The following is a 25714-nucleotide window of genomic DNA, read 5'->3' as shown; positions in this document are numbered from 1 at the left end:
GTGGCCTCCAGCCAAGCAGATAAAGTATATTTACCACATCAATAAGCAAAATGGCTTGATACTTATTTCCATGAGAGACAAGTGCTTCTATATATTTTTGCACCGCCAGATTCCGGTGTTCATGGCGCTTTCTCTCTTGCCCGGCCTGGGTTATCTCTTTCTCGGCTGGTTGAATGGGGTTTTTGCTCCGGCTTTCGTCTGGTATCTGCTGGTCATTGCGGCGTCGGTCTGGGGGTATTTCCTTTACCGCGGTTTCGACTTTGACACGATGAGCGAGAGCCGGCGTGATCGCTGGTACCGCCACTGCTCATGGTTTTTCTACGCTTTTTTTCTGTTGTGGACGTTGATTTTTCTGCTTTATGTGAGGCAGGACGCTTACAAGCTCCACTACATCGCCATCTTCACCGAAATCGGCGCCTCGGTGGTCGCTTCTTCGCTTCTGGCTTCGGATAAGCGACTCTACAGGCCGATCATCTTTATCCTGATGGTTCCGCTGATCATCTACTTTTTCTTCCTCGGTGAGTGGTATGGCTATGTCCTCACGATCTTTGCCTGCACCCTCACCTGGGTTTTGCTCTACGCAGCCAACAGCGCTCACCAGCTGCTGACGCAGGCGAACCATCAAGCCACGCACGATGCGCTCACGGGCTTGCATAACCGGCAATACTTCATCGAACACCTGCAGAAACGGATGAACTCCCTGAATGAGAGCGGCGAGTTCTCCTATCTTTTGCTCATCGACCTGGATCACTTCAAGAACGTCAACGACTCACTGGGGCACGATGTCGGAGATCGGCTCCTGCAAAGCGTTGTGTCGCGTCTTCAGGAACGTGTTCCCAAAGGGTGTATTGTCGCGCGCCTTGGGGGGGACGAGTTCATCATTGCCGGGAGCGATTTTGTCGATCGGGAAGAGTGTGAGCGCGCTGCGCTAGAAATATCCGAGCAACTCATCGCCAGGCTGAAAGAGACGTATGTGGTCGACCAACATCACCTGTACATCAGCGCCAGCATCGGCGTAAGCATCCTCAGTAATCGCATCGCCAACGCTCACAGCTTCATCAAGGAAGCCGATATTGCGATGTACGAGGTAAAGGCGAAGGGGCGCGATGGCGTATTCATGTTCAATGAAGAAATGTCCAGCCGGGTCGAGAGCCATCTGGAGATCGAACGCCTGCTTCACTTTGCCCTGGCCAAGGATGAAATCACGCTTCACTTCCAGCCCCAGATCGACCGCGAGGGACGCATCATCGGCGCCGAATCCCTGGCACGCTGGAACAATCCGACACTCGGCTCCGTTTCGCCCGCCCAATTTATTCCCATCGCTGAACAGACAGGACTGATTGTTGAACTGGGACGCCATATCCTTGAAACAGGATTCAGGACTCTGCGCGAGTGGCGAGATGAAGGTATCTATCTCGATCAGTTCTCCATCAACATCAGCATGCGGCAGTTCACCCACCACGCCTTCGTGGCGCAGGTCGAAGATCTGGTGCAACGTTATCTCGACGACGAATTGTGTTGCAAGCTCATATTCGAAATCACAGAGTCGATAGTGGCCGAGGATATTAATCGCGTCATTTCGGTAATGAACAGGTTGAAGGAGTCAGGAATCCGTTTCTCCATGGACGATTTCGGTACCGGCTACTCATCCCTCAGTTATCTGAATCGGCTTCCTCTTGACGAGATCAAGATCGATCGCGCCTTCGTCGGTGCGCTTGACCAGAAAGAGGGGGATCGGGTGATGGTTGTGACTATTCTGAATATGGCAAATATTCTTAAACTGAAAATCGTGGCCGAAGGAGTGGAGACGGCCGAGCAGCTCGACTTTCTCCTCCGTTACGATTGCCACATATTCCAGGGGTATTACTATTCAAAGCCGCTGCCGAAAGAGCAATTCGACGCTTACTACCGTAACCGGGCATGATTGCTGTGTGCGGAATACCATTTTTGGGTGATCATCACGCGAATTTAAGAAACATCCGGTCTATCCAGCTTTAGCCTGGCTCTTCCTTTCCATCACCGCAGCAAAGAACCCATCCGTGCCATGCAGATGCGGCGCGAGCTTGAAGTATTTGCCCGTGTCCAGAGGGATATTCTGCTGCGCCAGTACCTCGCTGGCGGCACTTAGCTCGAATTCAGGATGCGTGGCGAGGAAGGCTTCGACGATGTGCTCGTTTTCTTCTTCCAGGATGCTGCAAGTGGCGTACACCAAGCGTCCGCCGACTTTGACAAGGCGGGCGGCGGCGGTGAGGATGGCGGCCTGTTTGTGCGTCAGTTCCTCGATATCCTGCGGTTTCTGGCGCCATTTGAGATCGGGGTTGCGGCGCAGGGTACCGAGCCCGCTGCACGGTGCATCGACCAGCACGCGGTCGAGCTTGCCGGCGAGGCGCTTGATCTTGATGTCGTTTTCGTTGCTGATCAGCTGGGGGTGCAGATTGGACAGGCCGGAGCGTTTCAGGCGCGGCTTGAGCTGGGTGAGGCGCTTTTCCGACACGTCGAAGGCATAAATTCGTCCCTGGGAGTGCATCAGCGCGCCCAGCAGCAAGGTCTTGCCTCCGGCTCCGGCGCAGAAGTCCGCGATCATCTCGCCGCGTTTCGGCGCAACCAGGTAGCCTAGCAACTGGCTGCCCTCATCCTGCACTTCGATCTTGCCGGTGAGGAACAGGGGATGGCGGTTGATTGCCGGCTTTTCCATGATACGCACGCCGACCGGGGAATAGGGTGTCGCTTCGGCGGGGATGCCGTCACGCTTCAGTATCGCTAGCACTTCATCGCGGTTGGCGCGCACGGTGTTGACGCGCAAATCAAGTGGGGCGGAATGCTGCATGCCGCGCGCCAGGGCGAGAATTTCCTCTTCCGGCATGCGCGCGACCAGTCTTTCCGTCAGCCAGTCGGGGAAGTCCACCCGTACCGCCAATGGCAGATTGTCGGTGGGTACCGCCTTGACCAGCTTCAGCCACTCGTTTTCTTCCTTGTGCAGCAGCGGCTCCAGTTCGCGCAGGCTAAGGCCCTGCACCTTCGCCAGCAAGGCCAGAATCAGGTGGCGCGGCGAGGTGTGGGGCGCGGCGAGGTGCTCCAGCAGGCGCTTGCGACGCAGCACAGCATAGACCGTTTCGGCGACAAAGGCGCGATCCTTGGGGCCCAGTTCGTGGTTGTTGCGGAAATAGCGGCTCAAGCTCGCATCGGCCGGATGGGTCAGCGGCAGGATATCGATCAGGGCGTGTACGGCGTGGCCGAGGCGAGTAGTGGAGAGTTGCATGTTTTTTCCTAAAAGCTGTTAACCGCAGAGGCACAGAAAAAATCGGGGTGCGTTCAAATCATCCTTAGTTCTTTGGGGTGAAGAATGAGCGTTGGATTTTTTCTTGTTCTTTAACTCTGTGGTGATGTTTTTTCCTGTTTATGCTATGGCGTAATTGCGATCTCGTTCGCCAGCAGCACCAGCCCATCGCCGTCCTTGTCGATCTGGCTGATTTTGACCGGCAGGTAATGGTAGTCGGCGGCGAGCCAGACTTCGGTGTCTTTTTCCCCTTCTTCGCGCTGCTTGCCGAGGTGCAGGGTATTCAACACCCCCATCGGGGTTTTCAGTGCTTCTTCCACGACCCAGTAGGCATAGCTGTCGAGTTTCCTGCCATTGGTCACCTGCAATTTCACGATACTACTCTGCGGTGGGGCGAAGGCGAGCTGGTACATGAAGCTTAACAGATCCTGGGTTCCTTCCGGCAGTTTCAGTGTCTGTTTGCCACCGCCGCCGGCAAGGGTGAGTGTCATGGAATTCCAGTCGAACTGTGCGGTATCGGTCTTGTCAGCGCCGCCTTTCCCCCGCTCCACCCGGTAGTTCGAGGGTTTCAGCCCGGCCGGCGTGATTTCTCCCTGGCTTTCCTGGACGAACTTGCCGGAAGCAAACAGGGAGAACAGGCCGCTGGCTTCGGCCACGCTGGAAATCGTATAGCGCTCTCCGTCGAGCTTCCAGACCTGCTCGGCACGGCCCACGCTCATGCCATTCAGTCCCTTGAATACGGTGAACCGGGTTATCACCCGCTGCGGCATGGCGGGTGGTGCCGGGTTGGCAGGTTCGGATTCCACGACCGGTTTGGACTCCACGGCAGGCGGAGGCGATTCGGCGAGCGATGGTGCTGCATCGGGATGGAGTTCGGGCGCAGGTGTGGCTTTCGCGGGCGGTGCGGGAATTCTTTTCACGGGGCTTGGTTTTGGTCTTGCGGCACGCGGCGGTTTGGGTTTGGGCTTTTCCAGTCTCGTCGGTTGAACTGGACTGAGCCTGGCTTCCAGAACTGGAGCGGGGGCCAGTTTGACCGGCAGGGAAACTTGCGGGCCCAACAACAAGGTGAGGTGCACTGCCAAGGAAAGCCCCAGCACCCAAAGAAGTTTTTTTACCGGATCCGGCATGGCTTAACGTGCCTGCCCACTGAATTACTCACCCTCGAAGGCCAGGGAGGTCAGGTTCTGTTCCAGCTTGCCACCATTGTGTTCCTCGACGAGGATACGTACCGGGAAGAAATGGCGCTTCTTCGCCAGCCAGATTTCCGTGCCATCCTCGTCCGCGCTGCGCTGCTTGACCAGGTGAATTGTCTGGAACTGCCCTGCCGGCGTGGTAATTTTTTCCTCCCCGGCCAGTTTGTATTGGTAGAGGTTGAGTTTCTTGCCGGTGGTCATGAACAGCCGGATATCCTCTTTGCCCGGCGGCGCGAACATGAACTGGTACTGCAGGCTGATGCGATCCTGGGTGTCGGGTTCGAGGGCAACACTTTCAGTTCTGGCGTCGAAGCTGTGGGTGAGGTTCATCTTCTCCCAGTCGAAATCGGCTTGGACGGTCTTGGCCGGATCGGCGGCGCGATGATGCTCAAAGTGCCGTGGGCGCAGGCCATGGTCCGTCACTTCCCCCGTACTGATCAGGCGGATTTTCCCCTTCATGAACAGGGCGTAGATGCCGATGGCGGAGGTGACGCTCTCGAGCTGATAGCGGCCATCAGCCTGTTTGAAGCTTTCCGTGACGGTGCCGATTTGCTGGCCCTGTTTGGTGAGGCTGTAGGTGGCGGCTACCTGGTGCGGGGCAGCTGCCAGTGCCGCGCCCATCCACAGGCTGCACAACATGACCAATAGTTTCTTCATTGCACTTCCCACGGCGAGCGCAATGCCATATCAACAGGCTGCTGATTTTGCAGGATGACGTTGCAATCCGGGGTGACGGTCAGCCTGCCTTCGGCAAACCATCGAATCGCCTGGGGATAGATCTTGTGCTCCTGTTCCAGCACCCGTGCCCCCAGTGTCTCTTCGGTGTCGCCGGGCAGTACCGGCACGGCTGCCTGGACGATGATCGGACCTTTGTCGAGGTTGGGCGTGACGAAATGCACCGTGCAGCCATGGATTTTCACCCCCTCGGTCAGGGCGTGGGCGTGGGTGTTGAGGCCCGTGAACGCCGGCAGCAGCGAGGGGTGGATATTGATCAGCCGACCATTGTAATAATTGACGAAGTTCGGCGTGAGGATGCGCATGAAGCCCGCCAGCACCACCAGGTTGGGGTTGAATCCATCTATTCTGGCGGCCAGGGCGGTGTCGAATTCCTCGCGGGTTTCGTGGTCGCGGTGGTTCAGCGCATGGGCGGGTATGCCGTGCTGCCTGGCAATTTCCAGTCCGGGGGCGTTGGGATTGCTGCTGATGACTGCGGCGATCTTGATCGGCAGCCTGGCCTCCAGGATCGCCTGCATGTTGCTGCCGCGTCCGGAGATGAGGATGACGATGGACTTCATTGCACCACGGTTTGCGGCTGCCCTTCGGCGCGCTTCTCGACGCTGCCGATCTGCCATATTGTTTCGCCCGCGTCGCGCAGCAGCTGCATGGCGCGTTCGGCATCCGCAGCGGCGACGATCACCGCCATGCCGATGCCGCAGTTGAAAGTGCGGTGCATTTCTTTCTCGGCCACGTTGCCTTCCTGTTGCATCCAGGAAAACAGCGGTGGCATGTCCCAGCTGTTTTTGTTCAGCACCGCCGTCAGGTTTTCCGGCAGCACACGCGGGATGTTTTCGAGCAGGCCACCGCCGGTGATGTGGGCCATGCCCTTGACCGGCAGTTGTTCCATCAGCGCCAGCATCGGCTTGACGTAGATGCGCGTCGGCGCCAGCACCACGTCGCGCAGGGGGCGGCCGTGGAAATCCGAATTCAGATCGATGCCGCTGCGCTCGATGATCTTGCGGATCAGCGAATAGCCGTTGGAGTGTGCGCCGCTAGAGGCCAATCCGAGCACGGCATCACCGGCGACGATGGTGGAGCCGTTGATGAGCTTGTCTTTTTCCGCCGCGCCCACGGCGAAGCCAGCGAGGTCATACTCACCGGCCGGGTACATGCCGGGCATTTCGGCGGTTTCGCCGCCGATCAGCGCGCAGCCGGCCTGTTCGCAGCCAGCCGCGATGCCCTTGATGACATCGGTGGCGGTGGCGACATCGAGCTTGCCGCAGGCGAAGTAGTCGAGGAAGAACAGCGGCTCCGCGCCCTGCACAAGGATGTCGTTGACGCTCATCGCCACCAGGTCGATGCCGACGGTGTCGTGCTTGTCGAGCATGAAGGCCAGCTTGAGTTTGGTACCGACGCCATCGGTGCCGGAGACCAGCACCGGATTTTTGTATTTCTTCGAGATTTCGAACAATGCGCCGAAGCCGCCGAGGCCGCCGAGCACTTCGGGTCGCATGGTGCGCTTGGCGAACGGCTTGATGTTTTCCACAAGGGCATCGCCGGCGTCAATGTCGACACCAGCATCGCGGTAGCTAAGGGAATTTTTGGTTGCATCGGGCTGGTTCAAGGGGGGCTCCCGCGTAAATTTGGAAATTGTGGTATTTTAACCTAGAAACAGCAGTTGGACGGGGTGAAGTGTGCGATTTTTTGGATACAGGGCAAGGCATAACGACGCGGAATGGTTGTTCCATTCCAAGAAGTTATAACGCAGCCATGTGTTCAAAAAATTGTGCAATTCGCCTCGTAGCGTACTCACTAAGCAGGTGAACGCGGAGCTAATAAAGAAGTTTTTATAATCATTGTATTAAATGCATAATGAAGCGGTTAACTGCCGTTTCTAGGTTTATCCCAAATGGACACGAAACGCCTTGAAGAACTCAATCTCAACCACCTGTGGTGGCTGTTGCCGGTCGTCGCGGTGGGAGGACTGTTTTACCTGCTCAGCGCTATCCTCGCGCCGTTCCTGTTCGCGGCCATCCTCGCCTATATCTGTAACCCGCTGGTGGACTGGCTGGCTGGCCTGAAGATTCCCCGTACCCTCGGCACCATTCTGGCCATGGCATTTCTGTTCGGTTTGTTTGCTGCTCTGCTGCTGATCATGATCCCGCTGTTCGAGAAGCAGGTGTCATTGTTCATGGAGCGCCTGCCGGCCTACCTCGACTGGTTCAGGCAGCATCTGGCTCCTTGGCTGAAAGCCCAGTTCGATATTGAGTTGCAACTCGACAGCGCATATCTCAAACAGGCGTTGGCCGAGCATTGGCAAAGCGCTGGCGGCTTCGCCTCACAGTTCCTGCCTTCACTTGGAAGCGGCGGACTGGCGCTGGTGGGTTTTTTCGCCAACGTTGTGCTGGTACCGGTGGTGCTGTTTTACGTGCTGCGCGACTGGAACCTGATCGTCGCCCGTATCGACGAGGTGATTCCACGCCGCTGGCACGAACAAGTCGGTGCGGTGGCTCGGGAGGTGGATGACGTGCTGGGCAGCTTTTTGCGCGGCCAGATCTCGGTGATGCTGCTGATGAGCCTGTTTTACGCGCTCGGACTGCGACTGGTCGGGCTGGAACTGGCCTTGCCGATTGGTATTATCGCCGGCTTGCTGGTGTTCGTGCCTTACCTCGGCATGATCATTGGGCTGACCATGGCTACGCTGGCGGGGTTGATGCAGTTCCAGAGCCTGGGTGCAATGATTCCGGTGTGGATCATATTCGGTGTGGGCCAGGTATTGGAAGGCGTGGCGGTGACGCCTTGGCTGGTGGGTGACCGCATTGGCTTGCACCCGGTCGCAGTGATTTTTGCAGTGCTGGCGTTCGGACAGTTGTTCGGTTTCTTCGGCGTGTTACTGGCCTTGCCGATGAGCGCAGTGCTGCTGGTGGGGTTGCGGTTGTTGCGGAAGAATTATCTGAAAAGTAGTTTGTATCGGTAAAACAGACTTCAGTCTTTACCCGTGAGTACAAGTAAAAACGCCCCGGAGCCGTGGCTCCGGGGCGTAGCATTCAAGCGCTAATACTTAGGCGGCTTGGATGTTGGAAGCTTGCTTACCCTTGGGGCCTTGGGTGATTTCAAACTGCACCTTTTGACCTTCTTTCAGGGTTTTGAATCCGCCCATCTGAATCGCGGAGAAGTGCGCGAACAGATCTTCGCTGCCGTCGTCCGGAGTGATGAAGCCGAAACCCTTGGAATCGTTAAACCATTTTACAGTACCAGTTGCCATTTACGTAGTCCCTTGCTAATAAAAAAACGGGAAATCCCGCGAAAATGCCTGAATTCCAAGACTGCAAACGGCGAAACCGATAGTGCAAAAAACTTGAATCCAAACACCAGAGAGTTTTTACGCCTTATATTTTGACAAGTCAAGCGATTATTAATCTGAACAATTTCATGGCTAGTCCTGGGGTGAAATTTGTTTCATTTTTGGCAGTACGTTACAGGGAGGGTCGAAGTGGGCGGGGGTCAAGGTAAGTTTTGATTTTTACGCGAAGTTTTTGGCGACACGAAATAGTAAGGGGGTTACTGCATGAACCGGAACGGTTCCATCTCCACTGATTCAACCCGTGCGCCCAGCAATACAAGAGTGCCTTCCAGCCGGTTATCTCCGGTATCACTGAATTCGAAACGGTAGGTCCGCCGGATCGCCATGTGCCCCGCTGCGTTACGCCGCAGAGCCAAAGAGGTAACAGTCACTGTGTCGTCGAGAAATTGGACTCCTGCGCTGTTACAGGCGCGTTTGCCCGCATTTCGCGCGGTTTCGAGGGCGCGTAGGCTGTCGAGCCAGAATCCAGCCAGCGCGGCAAGCAACAGGATGAAAAGCAAATCCGTGAAATCCATCGGCGAGAAAACAGGATGAATGAAACGCCGAATCATACCCGGTTTTTGCGAACCTCTGCAGGCACTGCTCAAGCTGATAGAATAGCGACAACCTGATTTTCCATTAAAAAATGAAACAGCTACTGCTCGAAATCTCCTCTGGCTTCACTCCCACGCTGGACAACTTTGTTGCCGGGCGCAATGCTGAAGTGTTGCAAGCTCTGAGTGAAAGTGCCGCTGGTACGCAGTCGGAGCGCTTCATTTATCTTTGGGGCGAGCCTAGTGGCGGCAAGACGCATTTGCTGCATGCTTTTGTGGAGGCCGTTTCGCGGCGCGGGTTGAAATCGGTTTACGTGCAGTGCGGTGCGGCGCTGCCGGATCATCTGGATGGTTACGACGTAGTGGTGCTGGACGATGTCGGCCAGCTAGACGGCGAGGGTCAGATCGCGTTGTTCAATCTTTACAACCGGCTGCGCGAAGGGCGGGGGAGGCTCCTGACCAGCGGTTCGTGCGCCCCGGCGCAACTCCCGATGCGCCCGGATGTGGTGACCCGGCTCGGCTGGGGGCTGGTATATCAAATTCATGGCCTCAGCGACGACGAGAAGGTGCAGGCGCTGCACGCCCACGCCGCAAGCCGCGGCTTTAGGCTCGGGGCAGGAGTGGCGGAATACCTGCTGCGCCACTGGCGGCGCGACCTGCCGTCGCTGCTGGGGGCGCTGGATACGCTCGACCGCTATTCCCTCGAAACCAAGCGCCCCATCACCGTACCGCTGTTGCGTGAAACGCTGCAGATGGAAGTCTGATCCCGATTGATGCCCCATCTGCTGGTTGATCTTTCCTACCATGGCTTCGGTCATATCGCCCAGACCGCACCGGTGGTCAACGCGCTGGCAGAACGCCTGCCCGGCATGCGAGTGACGCTGCGCAGCAGGGCTCCGCACGAGGTGCTGGCGCAGCGTTTTCACTGCGGTTTTACGCTGATTTCAAAGGCACTCGATTTCGGTATGGAGATGGTGGATGCAGTGGCGGTAAATGTGGTGGAAAGCGCCGAGGCCTACCGGAACTTTCACCGTGACTGGAAGGGCCGGGTGGCGCGTGAAGCAGAGGATATGGCTGCGCTGGCACCTGATCTGCTGTTCGCCAACGTGCCCTACCTCAGCCTTGCAGCCGCAGCCAGTGCTAGAATCCCCGCGGTGGCGATGTGTTCCCTCAACTGGGCGGACATCTACGCCCATTACTGTCATGATCAGCCGGAAGCACCAGAAATTCACAGCCAGATGCTCGCTGCCTACAACAACGCGACGTGTTTTCTCAGGCCCTTGCCCGGTATGCCGATGGGGAATTTGGTGAATAGTCGCTCAATCGGCCCCATCGCCCGGCTGGGACGCAACCGCCGTAACGAAATGGAGGCCCGGCTGAGGATTTCGCCCGCCGACCGGCTGGTGCTGATCGCCATGGGCGGCATCGCCTTCCGCCTGTCGCTGGATAGCTGGCCACGCATTCCCGGCGTGCGCTGGGTGGTGCTATCCTCTTGGCAGGTGCGTCATCCTGACGCGGTGGAACTGGAATCCCTGGACATGGATTTCACTGATGTGCTGGCTTCCTGCGATGCGCTGCTTACCAAGCCGGGCTACGGCAGTTTTGCCGAGGCGGCCTGCAATGGGGTGCCGGTACTGTATCTCGACCGCAAGGACTGGCCGGAGGCGCCGTATCTGGTGGAATGGCTGAAGCGGCAGGGCCGCTGCATGGAAGTGGAGCGCTCGGCGCTGGAACAGGGCGCCATTGCCGCACCACTGGAGGCGCTGTGGGCGTTGCCGCCTACAGCGCCGGTCGCGCCCGAAGGGATAGCGCAGGCCGCGGATTTTCTGCAGGATTTGCTGAGCTAGGAGCGCTGGGCTTCTTCGGCCGCGATCTGCTTATGCACTTCTACCATGTCGAGCCCCCGCACCTGTTCGATCAGCTGCTCCAGCCCGGAAGCAGGCAAGGCGCCGGCTTCGGAGTAGATCACCACTTTTTCGCGAAAGACCATCAGGGTCGGGATCGAGCGGATCTGGAAATAGCCGGCAAGATCGGTTTCTGCTTCAGTATTGACCTTGGCAAAGGTGATGTCGGGGTGTTTCTCCGACATTTGCTCATAGGTGGGGGCGAAAGAGCGACACGGGCCGCACCACGGCGCCCAGAAGTCCACGATTACGATATCATTGCCAATGACGGTGCCCTCGAAATTGCCCTGGTTAAGGTCAACTGTTGCCATGCTCGTTTCTCCAGAAAAATGATGGGCGCCGAGGAGGGGGAGATCTAGGCTCCCCAGCGCATTTCGGCAGAATATCATTAAATGCTAATATGATCTACTGTCGCATCTATGCGGCTTTCGAGACTGTTGTCAGGTGAACGCCATGAATCAAAACGCAATTCCCGATGCCCTGCTGCTGCTCGCGCCTGGCTGCCCACATTGCCCGGCGGTGCTGGAGGGCTTGAGTGGCCTGCTCAAGGAGGGCGTTATCGGGCGGCTGGAAGCGGTTAATATCGCGATTTACCCGCAGCGCGCGGCAGAGCTGGGAGTGAGAACGGTGCCTTGGGCAAGGATCGGCCCGTTCGAGCTGGAGGGTGCGCAGACGCCCGCCGAACTGCGTCGCTGGGCCGAACAGGCTGATAGCCTTGACGGTATGGCAGACTATTTCTTTCAGATGCTGACCAGCGGCCGTCGCGCCAGGGTAGAGGAAATGGCGCGGCAGGAGCCGTCACGGTTGCGGGCTCTGGTTCTCCTGATGGAGCGGCCGGATACCAGCATGGCGGTGCGCTTGGGGATAGGGGCGGTGCTTGAGGAACTAAGCGGTAGTGGGCTTGCCGAAACAATGATTCCCGATTTGGGGGCGCTGGCCAGGAATGGGGACGCGCTCACTCGCGCCGATGCCTGCCATTTCCTGTCTCTGATCGGTGGCCAGGAAGTCGTGCCATGGTTGCGCGCCTGCCTTGACGACGAAGACAAAGAGGTGCGCGAAATCGCCATCGAGGCACTGGAAGAACTGGAACAGAATCAATGAGCAAAGCTTTTACCCGCGAGAACGATGATGCGGAAGAAGAAGATCTTGAACCGGCGCAGCAACTGCCGCTGGGGCTGAAGAATTACATCACCCCGACTGGATACCAGCGCCTCAAGGACGAGTTCGACCAGCTGTGGAAAGTGGAGCGTCCAGCTCTGGTGAAAACCATCACCTGGGCCGCCTCCAATGGCGACCGATCGGAAAACGGCGATTACATCTACGGCAAGAAGCGGCTGCGGGAAATCGACCGTCGCATCCGTTTTCTCTCCAAACGCCTCGACAACGCCGAGGTGGTCGACCCAGGTGAGCGCGAGGAATGCGACCAGGTGTTCTTCGGCGCCACCGTGACGGTGTGCGGCCAGGATGGGATTGAACATACCTACAGCATCGTCGGCGTGGACGAGGCAAATGCCGGACGGGGGATGATCAGCTGGGTTTCGCCGCTGGCGCGGGCGCTGCTCAAGGCGCGCGAGGGCGACACGGTGACGTTGCGCACTCCAGGTGGGGTGGATGAGATGGAAATCCTTGAGGTGCGCTACGTGACTGTGAATACGAATTTAGCTGCCTAGGGAAGCGCTGAACAAGTCCAACGCTTTCTCATCCCTGTCATACACCCGCAATGGGAGAGGAGATTGACCCCATTGATATGCGTTTAAGTGTCGATATTTTTTACAGTTTTGCTGGGACGCTTTCACGACAAGTGGCTATTGGCTGTAGATAAAATATTTGATGCATTGCAATTTCAGGACATGATTTTTTTGTTTTATGTGGGCATGGGTGATGTTTTATCTATGTATCGGCGCGACTGGCGCACGATCAGGTGCTGGCCAGCGCCTGATCGTGCGAGTCCATGTCTTAGACCAAGTAACAGAAATGCATGGATCTCGGATGTGATGGTCTACACTCTGGACTCGACCTCAGTTAAGTTGTGCAAGGGCTGTTTTTTTACATACCGGATTGCCAGCGATCCGGTATCCACGACCCGATATCTACCTTGCATGACGATCTAAATATGACTACATTTAAATCAATAAACTGTTGAGCGATGGCATGGGCATGTACTAAGTTACCCATGGCTCAACCCGTCTCTAGGCGTATTGGATAAATTCTTCTCATATGTGAGTGTCGAAAAAACTTACACTCACTGGGGTAGGATGCGAAATCCGGAATGAAGTACATAGATAACTGTCTGATTGCCTAAGTGATGTGGGCTTATGTAATCAAATGGCACGAATTTTGCATATAAATTCAATATTAATGCAATATATCTTCATAATCATGACTCATAGGCATACATGGCAAAGTACGCGGGGTTAGGAAGTGACCTTATCAAGGAGAGTACGTCATGACCACAAAAGAACATCCGAATGGCAAGATGGCGGAGCAAAACCTGCCACAGGGTGCCAGCTCTCCAGCGCAGTCCGTTGATGAATCGCGCAGGCGCTTTGGCAAATCGGGGTTGGCGGCATCGGGGGTGATTCTTACCCTCGCCAGCCAGCCTGTGCTTGGGAATTGGGCCTGTCAGTCGCCATCCGGCTTCCAGTCGGGCAATGCCAGCCCGCATGGACTGCCTCCACAGTGTATGGGCCGCACGCCGGGCTACTGGCAAGCCCCCAACAAAAATTGGCCGAGCCCGTATACGACGGGAACATGCACCAACAAAGATTTTCCCTCGTCGAATAACCCGTTGGATTGGAAGGGGGGAACCTATTTCAAAGACATCTTCAATTGCGGGGGAAATGGCACTCGGTATCGGAGCGCTTGCCTGCCCTCCAAGAATGGCTGCACACAGACTACCCCGCTTTCGCTTATGCAGGTACTTCTGTTGGGCGGCAGTCTTGATCCTTACCAGTTGGGCGCGCACATCGTCGCAGCGCTCCTGAATGCACAAATGGGCTGGACGCCGGTGCTGACAGTACCGGCCGTGAAAAACATGTTCAACGAATGGGCTGCGAAAGGCTATTATGAGCCGAACGCCGGCGTAAAGTGGTCCGCCGCAGACATCGTAACCTACCTGCAAACCACGATGACGCTATAACAAACGCTTGATCCGGCTCCCATTCGCAAAGACAATAGCGGCCAGTCAGCCAATATTGAGATTCAAGATGCCTTTAAACCCGAAGTGGCAAGTTGCAGACGAGAACGAATTTCTCCTCCGCTCCTGGGACGATGAGTTCGTCGTCTACAATGGCGCTACGGGGGATACCCATCTGCTCGGTCTGGTCGCGGCGCAGGTGATGTTGAAATTGCAACAAACGCCAACGGATGCAGTAAGCCTTGCCGAATGGGTTGCCCCATTGCAGCAAATCGAGCCGGATGATGAGTTCGTGCTTTTCATTGAACAAATTCTTACAAATTTCGATAGCCTTGGCATTATCGAACATTCCCGACTTTGAATGTTTCCGCGTTAACGCCCTCAGAGCTTAGGTCCCGGCTCAAAGAGGCGGGGATATTCCTCCAAATCGGCGCCTTTGTTATCCACGTGAAAACCTCGATTCGCAGCGTGGCGGAGGGCATCGGTCTGCTCTATGCCGACTACCCGCTGGCCGAAGATGTGGGCTTTGCAGATTTCCACGTCCGCCTTATCTCACCGGGAAACTTGCGGCGCTGGTTTCGTCCTCAGGTTCTGTTTTCTTTCGACGGCCGAATTCCCTTCAAGCCCCTGCCGCTGGACCAAGCCTTCCCGATGCTCGAATGGGGAATGAACTGGTGTGTATCGGGACATGCACATCAATATCTCATCCTGCACGCGGCTGTCATGGAAAAACAGGGCGGCTCCGTGATTATGCCGGCGCCGCCCGGCGCCGGGAAAAGCACCTTGTGCGCTGCCTTGGTAAACCGTGAGTGGCGGTTGCTCTCCGATGAACTCGCCCTGATCGACAAAGCGGACAACGCGCTCGTCCCGTTGTGCCGGCCCGTGAGTCTCAAGAACGAATCCATACACGTGATCCGGAAATTTGAGCCGGACGCGGTCCTTGGCCGCGAGGTGCGCGACACGATGAAAGGCACGGTCGCCCACATGAAACCGCCCGCCGAGAGCGTCGCGCAACGCCACGTAACCGCTCGGCCCGCCTGGATTGTTTTTCCCAAGTACCAACCCGGAGCACCGACGCGCCTGGAACCGCAACCCAAGGCCCGTGCTTTCATGCACATGGTGGAAAGCGCGTTCAACTATAGTTTGCTTGGCCCACAGGGTTTTCAAATGATGGCAAACCTGGTCGACGCGTGCGATTGCTACGAGTTCACATACAGCAATCTCGATGAGGCTGTCGCTGTCTTTGCCGACCTGAAGCTCCCTGCCCCATGAAGGCCGCATACAGCCTGGTGGCACAAGTACTGCGGCACCCAGAAACTGCGGTATTGCTTGGCCTCGCCGAATGGGACCTGCTGATACGCCAGGCAAGGCATGCCGATTTGCTGGCGCGCATCTACGCCATGCTTGATGAGCAAGGCCTGATCGACAGCATTCCTGCAAAGCCGCGCGCACACCTGGAATCGGCGGACACTGTGGTCAAACGGCATGCGCAAGCCATACGGCGGGAAGTTCACTGTCTTCGTAAGGCGCTGGCAACTATCGACCTTCCGGTCATTCTCCTCAAAGGCGCGGCCTACCTCATGGCTGACCTGCCGCCGGCGAGAGGCCGCATTTTTTCAGATGTGGACATTCTCGTCCCCAAAGGCCATCTCAATCAGGTAGAGGCCGCCCTGCGCCTTCACGGCTGGGCCAGCAGCCACCACGACGCCTACGATCAGCGCTATTACCGGATATGGATGCATGAACTGCCGCCCATGATGCACCTCAAGCGCCAAAGCGTACTGGATGTGCACCACAATATCCTGCCGGAAAGCGCGCGCGTTCATCCGGATCCCCGTAAATTAATTGAAGCGGCAGTGCCGGCTGGGGAAGATCAGTCCGTTAAAGTGCTCGCGCCGGTAGACATGGTGCTGCATAGTGCCACCCATTTGTTTCATGAAGGCGAGCTGGAACACGGGCTGCGCGACCTTGCAGATATGGATAGCCTGTTGCGGTACTTCGGCGAATCGCCGTCATTCTGGTCAGCGCTAATGAGTCGAGCGCAGGAACTGGAACTCACTCGACCGCTTTTTTATGCGCTGCGTTATGCCAACCTGGTACTTGGCACGCCCATCCCCGAATCTGCCACTATCAACCAGACAGTCGTCAGGCCTCATTGGTCATTGGTAGCAGTCATGGACGCACTTTACGGTCGAGCGCTTGCCCCTGTCCACCCGAGCTGTTCCGACTGGCTGACAGGCACTGCCCGCTGGCTGCTCTATGTGCGCGCCCACTGGCTGCGCATGTCCCCTTGGTTGCTCGTTCACCACCTGTTTCACAAAGCTTTCCTGTCGCCCAAACACTCGTAAGGCACAATCTGGGCAGGGTGCCAAGAAGCGAAGCTATTGCGCATGGAACAACAGCGGATATCTACGAGAGGAGTGTCTGAAAATTTTACAATCAGGTTTTCAAAAGCATTGTCAAAACTTTCAACAAATTGATTGAATAGAATTATTTATTTCTGGACCAATTCCTGCTTTATCTTATATTTCCGTTTGTGTGCTTGTGATAACTGACCGGTACCGCATTAGCTACACAGGCTGCGTCCAACGAATGACAGGAGATATTTCAATGAAACATTCATTATTTGTCCTGGCGATGGCGGTATCCATGCTGGCCGCTGCCCCGTTCTCTCACGCGACGATCATCCAATACACTGCCAATCTGAGTGGCCCGAATGAAACTCCCGCAACTGCGTCGCCCGGAACGGGTTCTGCCGTTGTCACTATTGATGACGTGGCTAACACCATGCGCGTAGAGGTTATGTTTTCTGGCTTGCTCGGGAATACAACCGCTGCGCACATTCACTGCTGTACAGCAAATCCTTTGACAGGGACGGCCGGAGTGGCCACGACCACGCCAACCTTCGCGGGTTTTCCGCTAGGGGTTACTTCAGGAACCTATGACAATATTTTGGACATGACACTGGCCTCTTCGTATAACCCGAGTTTCGTCACAGCTCATGGTGGGACGATTGCGTTAGCGGAGGCGGACTTGTTCAACGGCATGTCTCTCGATGAATCCTATTTCAACATTCACACTACTTTGTTCGGTGGTGGCGAGATCCGCGGCTTCCTTACGCAGGTTCCCGGACAGGTTCCAGAACCCGCGACCCTCGCCCTTCTCGGTTTTGGGCTTGTGGGACTCGGCTGGAGCCGCCACAAGAAAGTGTAAATAGGGTCAATGGGGTACGATTATTGTCTGGGGTATTTATCGTGTCTGATCCAAATGGCAATGCACCAATGGCAGTGAGGAACTTTTCGGCCAGACAATAAAAACGGCGGCCTGCTGGCCGCCGTTGACTGTCAGATTTTCCGATAGTGAGTGTTTCAGGCCTTGCGACGCATGGCACCCAGCCCGACCAGTCCCACAGTCAGCAGCATGAGGGCCCCCGGTTCCGGTACGGCGCGGATGGCGAGTGTCTCAGAGTAACTCACGGCACCAGGCTGCCCCCACCAAGGATGTTCCTCGGTATCACTGTTCCCGGGGCCTGAACCGGGCGCATTCGCCCAGTCACAGTGATTCGCCCCGGGGCCTGAACCGGGCGCATTCGCCGAGCCAACGAAGTATGCCGTAGCGCACGCCGCGTTACTGGTCAACGTGGGGGTGGGATAAGTGAAGTAAGCGCCGCTGACAGGATCGCCCGCGCCGAACGGCACATTGGCGCCCGGGAACTGGAAGTCACCTGCCGTCGGAGCGAGCATCATCTCTTCGGCGGTGGGCAGGCGCCATCCCAACGGTGCCTGGAAGGAGAAGTCGGGAACGAACCCAAAGTAGGACCCATCGGGCGCCACAGCGAAGATCCACGCCCACTCGTAGCCGTTCTTCGTGATGTATGCGTTGGACGGAAGCGGCGTCTCGACGAGCGGCGTCGAAAGAGCATTTGGCGAAGCAATGGTCATCAATGCGAAGCTTAAAACCAAGTGGCGCAATTTAAACATGATCATCTCTCCCTTAGACACAATAAATGCTAAAAAGGGGTCTAAAAATGGGTCAGACACGATTTCCACACTTCCCTAATCACTATTGTATTGCCCTTTCCAATCATTAAGCATTACCCATGCCACTAGAGTGGATAATGCTTAAATTCAATTTAACTTCAGTATGTTGAATGTTATCGGTGTGGTGGAGGCAGCTCGTCTGGAAGGGTTTCAAGCGAGATTGTAAAAATTCCCGACGCTCAAACGCGACGTTACGGGGATCAGACACAATTATGTGGCGCTGAGTTTGAACTGATCGGCGTTTTTCTGGCCGATCGCCTGATCGAGGAAATCAATCAATTCACCGGCGTGGCGCTCTGCCTCGCGGGACGAGTCGTGGTCGCCGGCCAGGATCAGCAAACGCACCTGGTTGCCGGGCCGCCGGGCGTAGATCGCCATGGCGTCCTCGACTGGCACGGTGACGTCGTCGCTGCCATGCACCAGCAGCACCGGGCAACGGATCTGCCGGATGGTGTTGCGCGGGGCGATGTCGCTGAAGCGGTGGCCGATTGCGTGCTGGACGTAGCGCAGCACAGGGCGGCCGAGCGGGAAATAGGGAATGTGATGCGCGGCGAGGAATCGCCGCATCATGCTTTCCGGATCGGCAAAGGCGGCAATGCTCGCCACCGCAGCCAGATCGTGGCTGCGCGAACCGACCAGGAGCGCCGCTGCGGCCCCCACCGAATGTCCCAGCGCGGCCAGCCTGCTGGCGTCCACATCTGGCTGCAATGCCAGCCAGTCGAGTGCGTGCTCCAGATCTTCGGCGAAGCGCGGCAGGGAAGAAAATCCGTCGCTATCGCTCTTGCCATGGTTGCGCGAGTCGAACAGGAGTACGGCATAGCCGGCACTATGCAGCGGCTGTGCCAGTGGCAGCATCATCTCAGCGTTGCTGCCCCAGCCGTGCAGCACGGCCACTGCCGGGGCGGGGCCGCTCTCTGGAGGCGGGATGAACCAGGCAAAGAGACGCTTGCCGTTTTCGGTCGGGATCGAGACTTCACGGTACCTCAGGCCGTACTGTTCCGGGCTGCCCTGTTCGATGATGCGCGGTGCGCGGAAGCCGATGCGGACGAGCAAGGGAAAGGTGGCGGCCATTGCGGCGATGATCAGCAATACCGTAGTCGCAAAAGTGGTCACAGCGGCGGCAGCCCGTACATCTCCATCATGAAATTGGTGAAAACCGGGGTCTTGCCGGGTTTGCCCGGATCCTGCCGGTAGCGGGTGCGCACCTCGGCCAGCTTTTTCCGCATCAGCGACTGGGCCTCGGAGGGGACGATGCGATTGTGGTCGCGCTCCCCGGCAAGATGGCGGTAATAGGCGAACACCTCGTCGTCGTAGGGATTCTGGCCGACCAGTCCGATGCGCTTGATGTCGAGCCGGTCCGCGGCCTGCACCTTGGTGATCTTGTTTTTCTTGACCAGCCCGGCCAGGTATCCCGCCTCCTGCCGCAGCGCTTCCTGCCGCGTGGCGGTCCACGGCATGGCCGCGCAGCCGGCCAGGGCTGCGATCAGAATGAGGGATTTTATTGTCCTAAGCATGATGTCCGATCAGTGCTGCAGCCGCCCATACAACCGGCTGTACAGGCCGTCACCCTTGATCAGTTCCTCGTGTACGCCTTCCTCAATGATGTGGCCATCGTCGAAGACATAGGCCCGGTCGGCCTGTTTTACTGCGGAGAGGCGGTGGGCGATGATCAGGGTGGTGCGATTATTGAGGAACCCGCGCAGCGCGTCATGGAGTTTTGCTTCGGTTTCGGCGTCGAGCGCCGAGGTGGCCTCGTCGAGGATGACGACTTGAGGGTCGGACAGCACCATGCGCGCGATCGCCAGGCGCTGGCGCTGGCCGCCTGAGAGGCGCACGCCCTGGCGGCCGACGATGGTATCGAGGCCGTGCGGCAATTCGTGCACGGTATCGGCCAGTTGTGCCACTTCCAGGGCCTGCCACAGCTGTTCGTCAGTGAGATCGCGGCCCAGGGTCAGGTTCATGCGCACGGTATCGTTGAATAGCGCCGGATGTTGCAGCACGGTGGCGACATGGCTGCGCACCACTTCCATGCCGATTTCGGTCATCGGCACGCCATCGAAATTCACCGTGCCTGAGTCGGGCGGATAGAGTCCCAGAATCACTTGCACCAGGGTCGATTTTCCGCCGCCGGAGGCGCCCACCAGCGCCACTTTTTCGCCCGGCCGGATAGTCAGGCTGACGCCGTTGAGCACTGGCGTTTCACCATAGCTGAAGCAGATGTTCTCCACCTCGACGCCGACCGTGTTCTTGCCGGCGAAAGGGTTCTTCAGGTGAGGATAATGCGGCTCTTCCTTCAGTTCGAGCAGGCGATTGATGCGCCCCAGAGCCGCCTTGGCGGCGTAAAAAGCGTACTGGATGCCGAGGATTTCCTGCACTGGCCCCATCATGAACCAGAGGTAGCCGAACACCGCCATCATCTGGCCGATGCTGAGATTGGAATACACCACCATCAGCATGCTGATAGCGCGGAATACGTCGAAGCCGAACAGAAATACCATGAACGACAGCCGCCCTGCCGCATCGCTTTGCCACGAGAAAGCGGCGGCATGGGTGCGGATACCTCGCGCCCGTTCGATCACCTGGCCAATGTAATGGCGTTCGCGGTTGCTGGCGCGGATTTGCTGGATCGCGTCCAGGGTTTCGGTGAGCGCCTGCTGGAACAGCTCGAAGGCGCTGTTTTCGCGCTTCTTCAAATCCTTCACGCGCTTGCCCAACACCGTGGTGAAATAGATCACCGCCGGATTGAGCAGCAGGATGAACAGCGCCAGTTGCCAGTGCATCCACAGCAGGATGATGGCGGTGCCGATGATGGACAGCAGCGCCACCAGGAATTTGGACACCGAGGCACCGATGAAATTGTCCACCGCGTCGAGGTCCTTGACGAAGTGAGAGGCGACTGCGCCGCTGCCCAGCGTTTCGTACTCCGACATGGCGATGCGGCTCAAACGCAGCAGCATCTGCTCGCGCATGCGGAAGACCACGTCCTTGGCGATCAGGGTGAAGCTGCGGCCCTGCCATACACCCAGGATCAGCGCTGTCAGCCGCAGTGCCAGCGTCAACGCCAGCACCGCGCCGATGTACAGCACCGGCCCGTGCCAAGTGGCGGGGAACTGGCTGTTCAGCCAAGCCACCATTCGGCTCGGCTGGTGCAGCAGCACTTCGTCCACCAGCAGCGGCATCAGGAGCGGAATTGGCACGCTCGCCACCGCTGCCAGGATGGCGACGATATGGGCGCTGATCAGATCCTTCTTATGCTTGCGGACGATGCCGAGGATGGAGGTCCAGGTATAAGCGGCAGACATTGGGTTAAGGCAGCAGTTTTACGTCCTCGATCACCACATTCTCCAGCGGTACGTCCGAGGGTAAGGGGTCGCGTGGGCCGGTTTTGACCTTGGAAATCTTCATCACCACATCCTGGCCTTTCACAACCTTGCCGAACACTGCGTAGCCCCAGCCTTGCATTTTGGGAACGGTATGATCGAGGAAGGCGTTGTCCCTTACGTTGATGAAGAACTGCGCCTTGGCGGAATGCGGGTCATTGGTGCGTGCCATTGCGATGGTGTAAGTCTCGTTTTTCAGGCCATTGGTGGCCTCGTTCCGGATCGGGTAAAAGGTTTCCTTTTCCATTAGCCTGGTATCGAAACCGCCTCCCTGGATCATGAAGTTATCGATCACGCGGTGGAATACCGTACCCTTGTAGAAGCCGCCCTTGACGTATTTGAGAAAATTTTCGACCGTTTTCGGCGACTTGTCCGGGTAGAGTTCGAGGGTGAAGCTGCCAAGATTGGTTTTCATCTCTACCATGGGATTGGCGGCGTAAACATTCAGGTTGAGCAGCAGCCCGCAAACGAGGGTAACCAGGCGTATTTTCATTGATTTTCTCTCCAGAGTTGGTTGAAAAAAGTTAAGGCTTCAGGCGGTAGAAGCGATTAGCCAAGGTCAGCCCTTTCAGCCCGTCGAAATTGCTTCCCACCGCGTCGCCGAGTTTGGTCAGACGTTCGTCGGGGTGGGGGTGGGTCTTGAACAGCAGCGCCACACTGCCGCTGTTGCCCGCAGCGGAATGGCCGATCTCCTGCAGGACTTCAGGCAGGCCGAAGGCGTCGTAGCCGGCGCGCGCCGCCAGCACCACGGCGATGCGGTCGGCTTCGAATTCGGCGTTCTTGTCGAGCGAGCGCGAGACGATTTCCGCGCCGCTGCCGATCAGGTTGTGAATTTTTTCGTCGCCACCTACCTGCTTCGCCAGCAGTTTTCCGCCCAGATCTACCAGCTTGCTTTGCTGCAGAATTTTCAGGTGGTGCTTGCGGATCACGTGGCCGATTTCGTGCGCCAGCACGCCCGCTAGTTCAGCTTCGTTGTCGAGCAGTCGGTACAGCCCGCGAGTGACGAAGATGTAGCCGCCGGGCGCAGCGAAGGCGTTGATGTCTTGCGATTCGATTACGCCGAAGTGCCAGGCGAGATCGGGCCGCTCGCTCTGGCTGGCGACCCAGCGACCGACGTTGTTGACGTATTTCTGCAGCTGCTGGTCTTTCACCAGCGGTGCAGCGCCGAGCAGGCTGCCGGCAATCTGGCGGCCGATGGCGGTTTCTTCCTCCTCGGAATAGCCGCCCAGCCTCGATGACTTGTCCGGTTTCTGCAACTCGCTCGCCGCATTTCTCAGTTCCTGGCCGAGATTGAAGCCGTGTGCGGCACCGAGGCACAGCAGTAGCCCCAGCCCGGTCAGCCAATTGGCTATCGGTTTCATGGCTGTTCTCCCTGTTCCGGGTCGGGCAGGTAATCCAGCTTGCGCGCCGTCAGTTTGCCTTTGGCGGCGAATTTTTTCGCCTCCGCCCGGCTGGTGAGACTGGATTCCGCCCGCTTCAGTTCAGCCTCGTTGAATTTAGCTGCTTTGAGTTCTTCTTCGTTGAGGCCGCGGATGCCGGTGGTGGCGACTACCCGACCAGTCCCGGCCCGCCCCGAAGCCAGGCCGGCCAGTCCGGTGATTTCACTGCCGGTCGAGGTCTTGCGCGCTTCGCCGCGGCGGATGCTGAGCATGCGTACCCAGCCGTTGCCACGGGTGCTTTTTACCTGAAACCAGCCGCCGTCCTTTTTCAGGATTTCCACCTTGTCGCCAGATGTCAGCTTGCCGACGGTTTTGGCGTCGCGGAACGGTTCCGTTTTGAGTTCATCCGCCTTGACCGCGGCGCCGCTCTCGCCGGCGTAGGCGGTTGGCATCGCCAGCAGCAAGGCGGCCAGCAGAAAGTAGCGTGTCGTGTGCGTCATGATTTTCCTTTTCCCGTCTCTTTCCAGCGTAGCAGCGCTTCGGCGAACAGTGCGCGCCAGCTGTCGCGCGCTTGCTCTCCGCCGGTAATCAGCCCTTCGTGGACGAACCAGTCCGCGTCATTATCCGCAGTTGCAGCGTGTTTTTGCAAGAGAGGTTCGAGCGCCTGTGCTATCGCGTTGATATCGCGAACTATACGCAGCCGCCCGTCCTCGTCGCCCGCCGGACGCAGCCAGGAAATCGCCAGGGTGTTCTCAAACAGGTTCCAGATGCCTTTTTGCCGGCCATCGAGGATTTCTACGCTCTTCGTTACGCTGCCGGTTTTTTCCAGACCCCTGCGGATTTTTTCACGCGCGCCTTCGCTCAATGCATCTGCCTGTCCTCCCAGGCGGATCAGCATCAGCACGCCGTGCAACTCGCCGCTGTGTTCCTGCGAAGTCCGTACCGTGTTTTTCTCCAGCGCACCGCTGGTGGCGAAGGCATACAGCCGGGCGAGGGTGAAGTAGGCCAGTCCGAGAGTGACCGGGCCGGTCAGATTGATGTAGGTGGTGGTGAAGTTGATGCTGGCGTAGGAGACGGCCAGAAGAATGAACTGCGAAGCGCCGAACAGCTTGTCGAATTTGTCCTGGCCAACGCTGCGGTAGAACCCCCATGCGGTCGCCCACACGATGGAGAGCGTCAGCAGCAGGTAGGCGATGCGGGCATCGGGAAAGCGCAGGTAGTCGCCGTGCTTGAAATTGTCGATGGCGGTGGCGAGAATTTCCACGCCGGGATGCATGCGGCTGATCGGTGTCGGCTTGATGTCGAACAGGCTGGGCGCGGTCGAGCCGATGATCACGATCTTGCCGGTGAATTCGTCCGGCGGGCGCTGTTTGTTCTTGCTGGTCAGGTCGGCGAAGACGTCGCTGAAGCTCACCGAGCGGTAGGTAAAGGGCTGGCCGCGCCAGTTGAGCAGCACCCGCTGCGCCTCGGGCTGTGGAAATTTCAGTTGCTGGGCAATGCGCAGCGGCAGCGAGGGAATTTTCCAGCCATAATCGTCGCGGTAAACCGGGTACTGGCGGACGATGCCGTCAATGTCCGGGTAGATGTTGTGCAGCCCGAGCCGGCCACCTTCCAGCAGCGCCTTGAAGTGCGGCAGCACCATCGCCACCGTGGCATCGCGCTGCGCCTCATCGCTCAGTGCAACTACGCCCGGGATCATGGCCGGCTTGATCTGGCTTAAGGTGTCGTCTGCCGGATCAAGTCGCAGCATCGAAAAAAAAGTGTTGCTGGTGGCGGCGATAGCTGCGTCGAAGTAGGCATCGCTGTCAGGGTTGTACACGTCCGGGTCGCTGAACAGGATGTCGAACACGACGGCTTTCGGCTGCTGCTTCTCGATCTGCTCGACAAACTCCCCCAGCACCTGCCGCGGCCACGGCCAGCGCCCATAGTCCTTTGCCATTGCGGCAAGGCTCGCCTCGTTGATGTCGACGATGACGATGTCCGGGTCGGGCTTGGGCACGACAATGCGGTAGCGCACCATCATGTCGAACGCCGCCTGCTTCATGTCGGTGGCGAGATGCAGAACTAGCGCATCTGCCGTGATCAGGACAGTGAATATTCCGGCCAGATAGAGATAGAAGCCGCGCTTCCACTTTTTCGCCAGCAAGGCGGAAAGGCGGGTTTGGGCGCTTTTCAACCGGTGTGAAAGGGAGTTGATCACATTCATGTCATGGCGGAGCTAATCAGGAGGCATCATTATGCCCCATAGCCAGTGCAGAGCCCACCACGATGGATTGTGCGGGCAGTCTGAAATTCGACCAGGATCAGCGCTGATTCACGTGGATTTCAACTCAGGGTATGTCCGATAGAATCGGAACCTAATGGTCTGCGAAGTGCCATGAACAGACGGTCGAGCTACCGTGAATGACAGTCTGAAAGATGGTGAGCAACGGTTGTTCAGCGAGTGGATTACCGGAAAGATGATTTTTCTACAACGTCAACGTAGAGGTAAGGGGCGCGAGCGACTCTGCCGCTGGGGGTGTCCTGAATTTTGTGTAAACGGAGTTTCGTTTAACGTTGCGGCATCCGGTCATCGAATTGAATAGTAAACCGGTTTAGCGCCGCTTTCCAATCCCGGATCGGCATGGTCCACTTCTGGCTGATGTTTTGCAGGGCCAGGTAGAACAGCTTCAGCAACGACTCGTCGCTCGGGAACGAGCCACGGTTCTTGAGTTCAGTCACCACTTGTAGCCAGAATTTGGCCCCCTCGGTCTGGGCGATCCAGATGCCCAGCAGTTCTTTCTCCCCGGCC

Annotated in this window: 28 protein-coding genes; 11 read left to right on the top strand and 17 right to left on the bottom strand. The window is 57.6% G+C overall.

Annotated features, from left to right (window positions below):
* Positions 1-70: 70 nt before the first annotated feature.
* A complete protein-coding gene (locus SCT_RS12210; RefSeq protein WP_059423639.1) occupies positions 71-1924 on the top strand; it encodes an EAL domain-containing protein in 1854 nt (617 codons plus the stop codon).
* 60 nt (positions 1925-1984) lie between these two features.
* On the opposite strand, the gene SCT_RS12205 is transcribed toward SCT_RS12210, so the two are convergent.
* From SCT_RS12205 to purM, 5 genes are all read right to left on the bottom strand, one after another.
* The gene (locus tag SCT_RS12205; RefSeq protein ID WP_059423412.1) at positions 1985-3259 is read right to left on the bottom strand and encodes an RsmB/NOP family class I SAM-dependent RNA methyltransferase; all 1275 of its coding nucleotides are present in this window, start codon (positions 3257-3259) and stop codon (positions 1985-1987) included.
* A 143-nt stretch (positions 3260-3402) separates the two neighbouring features.
* Positions 3403-4404 (bottom strand): DUF3108 domain-containing protein, encoded by a 1002-nt coding sequence (locus tag SCT_RS12200; protein WP_059423410.1) that lies wholly within the window; start codon positions 4402-4404, stop codon positions 3403-3405.
* Between the two features lie 24 nt (positions 4405-4428).
* On the bottom strand, positions 4429-5127 hold the full coding sequence (locus SCT_RS12195; protein ID WP_059423407.1) for a DUF3108 domain-containing protein: 699 nt from the start codon (positions 5125-5127) through the stop codon (positions 4429-4431).
* Positions 5124-5765 (bottom strand): phosphoribosylglycinamide formyltransferase, encoded by a 642-nt coding sequence (purN, locus tag SCT_RS12190; RefSeq protein WP_059423404.1) that lies wholly within the window; start codon positions 5763-5765, stop codon positions 5124-5126. The genes SCT_RS12195 and purN overlap by 4 nt, the downstream gene beginning before the upstream one ends.
* The gene (gene purM / locus SCT_RS12185; protein ID WP_059423402.1) at positions 5762-6811 is read right to left on the bottom strand and encodes a phosphoribosylformylglycinamidine cyclo-ligase; all 1050 of its coding nucleotides are present in this window, start codon (positions 6809-6811) and stop codon (positions 5762-5764) included. The genes purN and purM overlap by 4 nt, the downstream gene beginning before the upstream one ends.
* A 285-nt stretch (positions 6812-7096) precedes the next feature.
* Between purM and SCT_RS12180 the strand changes: the two genes are divergently transcribed.
* Positions 7097-8164 carry an AI-2E family transporter gene (locus SCT_RS12180; RefSeq protein ID WP_059423400.1) on the top strand — a complete coding sequence of 356 codons (1068 nt, stop codon included), beginning with the start codon at positions 7097-7099 and terminating at the stop codon, positions 8162-8164.
* 84 nt (positions 8165-8248) lie between these two features.
* On the opposite strand, the gene SCT_RS12175 is transcribed toward SCT_RS12180, so the two are convergent.
* Entirely contained in the window at positions 8249-8452 is a 204-nt protein-coding gene (locus SCT_RS12175) for a cold-shock protein (protein ID WP_009205360.1), read from the bottom strand.
* Between the two features lie 296 nt (positions 8453-8748).
* On the bottom strand, positions 8749-9102 hold the full coding sequence (locus SCT_RS12170; RefSeq protein ID WP_237759683.1) for a DUF3301 domain-containing protein: 354 nt from the start codon (positions 9100-9102) through the stop codon (positions 8749-8751).
* 74 nt (positions 9103-9176) lie between these two features.
* On the opposite strand from SCT_RS12170, the gene hda reads away from it, so the two are divergent.
* Together hda and SCT_RS12160 are read left to right on the top strand one after the other, a co-directional pair.
* On the top strand, positions 9177-9848 hold the full coding sequence (hda, locus tag SCT_RS12165; RefSeq protein WP_059423398.1) for a DnaA regulatory inactivator Hda: 672 nt from the start codon (positions 9177-9179) through the stop codon (positions 9846-9848).
* A 9-nt stretch (positions 9849-9857) separates the two neighbouring features.
* Positions 9858-10931 (top strand): hypothetical protein, encoded by a 1074-nt coding sequence (locus SCT_RS12160; protein WP_059423396.1) that lies wholly within the window; start codon positions 9858-9860, stop codon positions 10929-10931.
* Here SCT_RS12160 and trxA read toward each other — a convergent pair.
* A complete protein-coding gene (gene trxA, locus SCT_RS12155; protein WP_059423393.1) occupies positions 10928-11299 on the bottom strand; it encodes a thioredoxin in 372 nt (123 codons plus the stop codon). The genes SCT_RS12160 and trxA overlap by 4 nt on opposite strands.
* 142 nt (positions 11300-11441) lie before the next feature.
* Between trxA and SCT_RS12150 the strand changes: the two genes are divergently transcribed.
* From SCT_RS12150 to SCT_RS12120, 7 genes are all read left to right on the top strand, one after another.
* Entirely contained in the window at positions 11442-12089 is a 648-nt protein-coding gene (locus tag SCT_RS12150) for a HEAT repeat domain-containing protein (RefSeq protein WP_059423391.1), read from the top strand.
* A complete protein-coding gene (gene greB / locus SCT_RS12145) occupies positions 12086-12658 on the top strand; it encodes a transcription elongation factor GreB (RefSeq protein ID WP_059423389.1) in 573 nt (190 codons plus the stop codon). Before SCT_RS12150 ends, greB begins: the two co-directional genes overlap by 4 nt.
* Positions 12659-13434: 776 nt before the next feature.
* Entirely contained in the window at positions 13435-14127 is a 693-nt protein-coding gene (locus SCT_RS12140; protein WP_059423387.1) for a hypothetical protein, read from the top strand.
* A gap of 67 nt (positions 14128-14194) precedes the next feature.
* Positions 14195-14485, top strand: coding sequence for an HPr-rel-A system PqqD family peptide chaperone (locus SCT_RS12135; protein WP_059423386.1), 291 nt, complete (start codon positions 14195-14197; stop codon positions 14483-14485).
* Entirely contained in the window at positions 14482-15396 is a 915-nt protein-coding gene (locus SCT_RS12130; RefSeq protein WP_059423383.1) for an HprK-related kinase A, read from the top strand. Before SCT_RS12135 ends, SCT_RS12130 begins: the two co-directional genes overlap by 4 nt.
* Positions 15393-16472, top strand: a complete 1080-nt coding sequence (locus SCT_RS12125) for a nucleotidyltransferase family protein (RefSeq protein ID WP_059423381.1) — start codon at positions 15393-15395, stop codon at positions 16470-16472. The genes SCT_RS12130 and SCT_RS12125 overlap by 4 nt, the downstream gene beginning before the upstream one ends.
* Before the next feature lie 262 nt (positions 16473-16734).
* On the top strand, positions 16735-17337 hold the full coding sequence (locus SCT_RS12120; protein WP_082098332.1) for a CHRD domain-containing protein: 603 nt from the start codon (positions 16735-16737) through the stop codon (positions 17335-17337).
* Between the two features lie 155 nt (positions 17338-17492).
* Here the strand turns inward: SCT_RS12120 and SCT_RS12115 are convergent, their stop codons facing one another.
* The 9 genes from SCT_RS12115 to SCT_RS12075 all read right to left on the bottom strand — a co-directional run.
* A complete protein-coding gene (locus SCT_RS12115) occupies positions 17493-18104 on the bottom strand; it encodes a PEP-CTERM sorting domain-containing protein (protein ID WP_082098343.1) in 612 nt (203 codons plus the stop codon).
* A gap of 270 nt (positions 18105-18374) precedes the next feature.
* Positions 18375-19277, bottom strand: coding sequence for an alpha/beta hydrolase (locus SCT_RS12110; protein WP_237759682.1), 903 nt, complete (start codon positions 19275-19277; stop codon positions 18375-18377).
* Entirely contained in the window at positions 19274-19678 is a 405-nt protein-coding gene (locus tag SCT_RS12105) for a hypothetical protein (protein ID WP_059423377.1), read from the bottom strand. The genes SCT_RS12110 and SCT_RS12105 overlap by 4 nt, the downstream gene beginning before the upstream one ends.
* Before the next feature lie 9 nt (positions 19679-19687).
* Positions 19688-21466: an ABC transporter ATP-binding protein gene (locus tag SCT_RS12100; RefSeq protein ID WP_059423375.1), complete on the bottom strand. Its 1779-nt coding sequence runs from the start codon at positions 21464-21466 to the stop codon at positions 19688-19690.
* Between the two features lie 4 nt (positions 21467-21470).
* Positions 21471-22037 (bottom strand): peptidylprolyl isomerase, encoded by a 567-nt coding sequence (locus tag SCT_RS12095; RefSeq protein ID WP_059423373.1) that lies wholly within the window; start codon positions 22035-22037, stop codon positions 21471-21473.
* A gap of 31 nt (positions 22038-22068) precedes the next feature.
* Positions 22069-22905, bottom strand: a complete 837-nt coding sequence (locus SCT_RS12090) for a M48 family metalloprotease (protein WP_059423371.1) — start codon at positions 22903-22905, stop codon at positions 22069-22071.
* A complete protein-coding gene (locus tag SCT_RS12085) occupies positions 22902-23423 on the bottom strand; it encodes an SH3 domain-containing protein (protein WP_059423369.1) in 522 nt (173 codons plus the stop codon). Before SCT_RS12085 ends, SCT_RS12090 begins: the two co-directional genes overlap by 4 nt.
* Complete coding sequence (locus SCT_RS12080) at positions 23420-25129, bottom strand: CHASE2 domain-containing protein (protein WP_059423367.1); 1710 nt, start codon at positions 25127-25129, stop codon at positions 23420-23422. The genes SCT_RS12085 and SCT_RS12080 overlap by 4 nt, the downstream gene beginning before the upstream one ends.
* A 344-nt stretch (positions 25130-25473) precedes the next feature.
* Positions 25474-25714 (bottom strand): transposase (locus SCT_RS12075; RefSeq protein WP_189799663.1); only part of this gene is annotated, 241 nt, incomplete at its 5' end.

This window comes from Sulfuricella sp. T08 (genome assembly GCF_000971475.1).
Classification (GTDB): Bacteria; Pseudomonadota; Gammaproteobacteria; order Burkholderiales; family Sulfuricellaceae; genus Sulfuricella.
The sequence above is the reverse complement of the archived record's forward strand: the minus strand, read 5'-3'. Positions and strand labels throughout refer to the sequence as shown.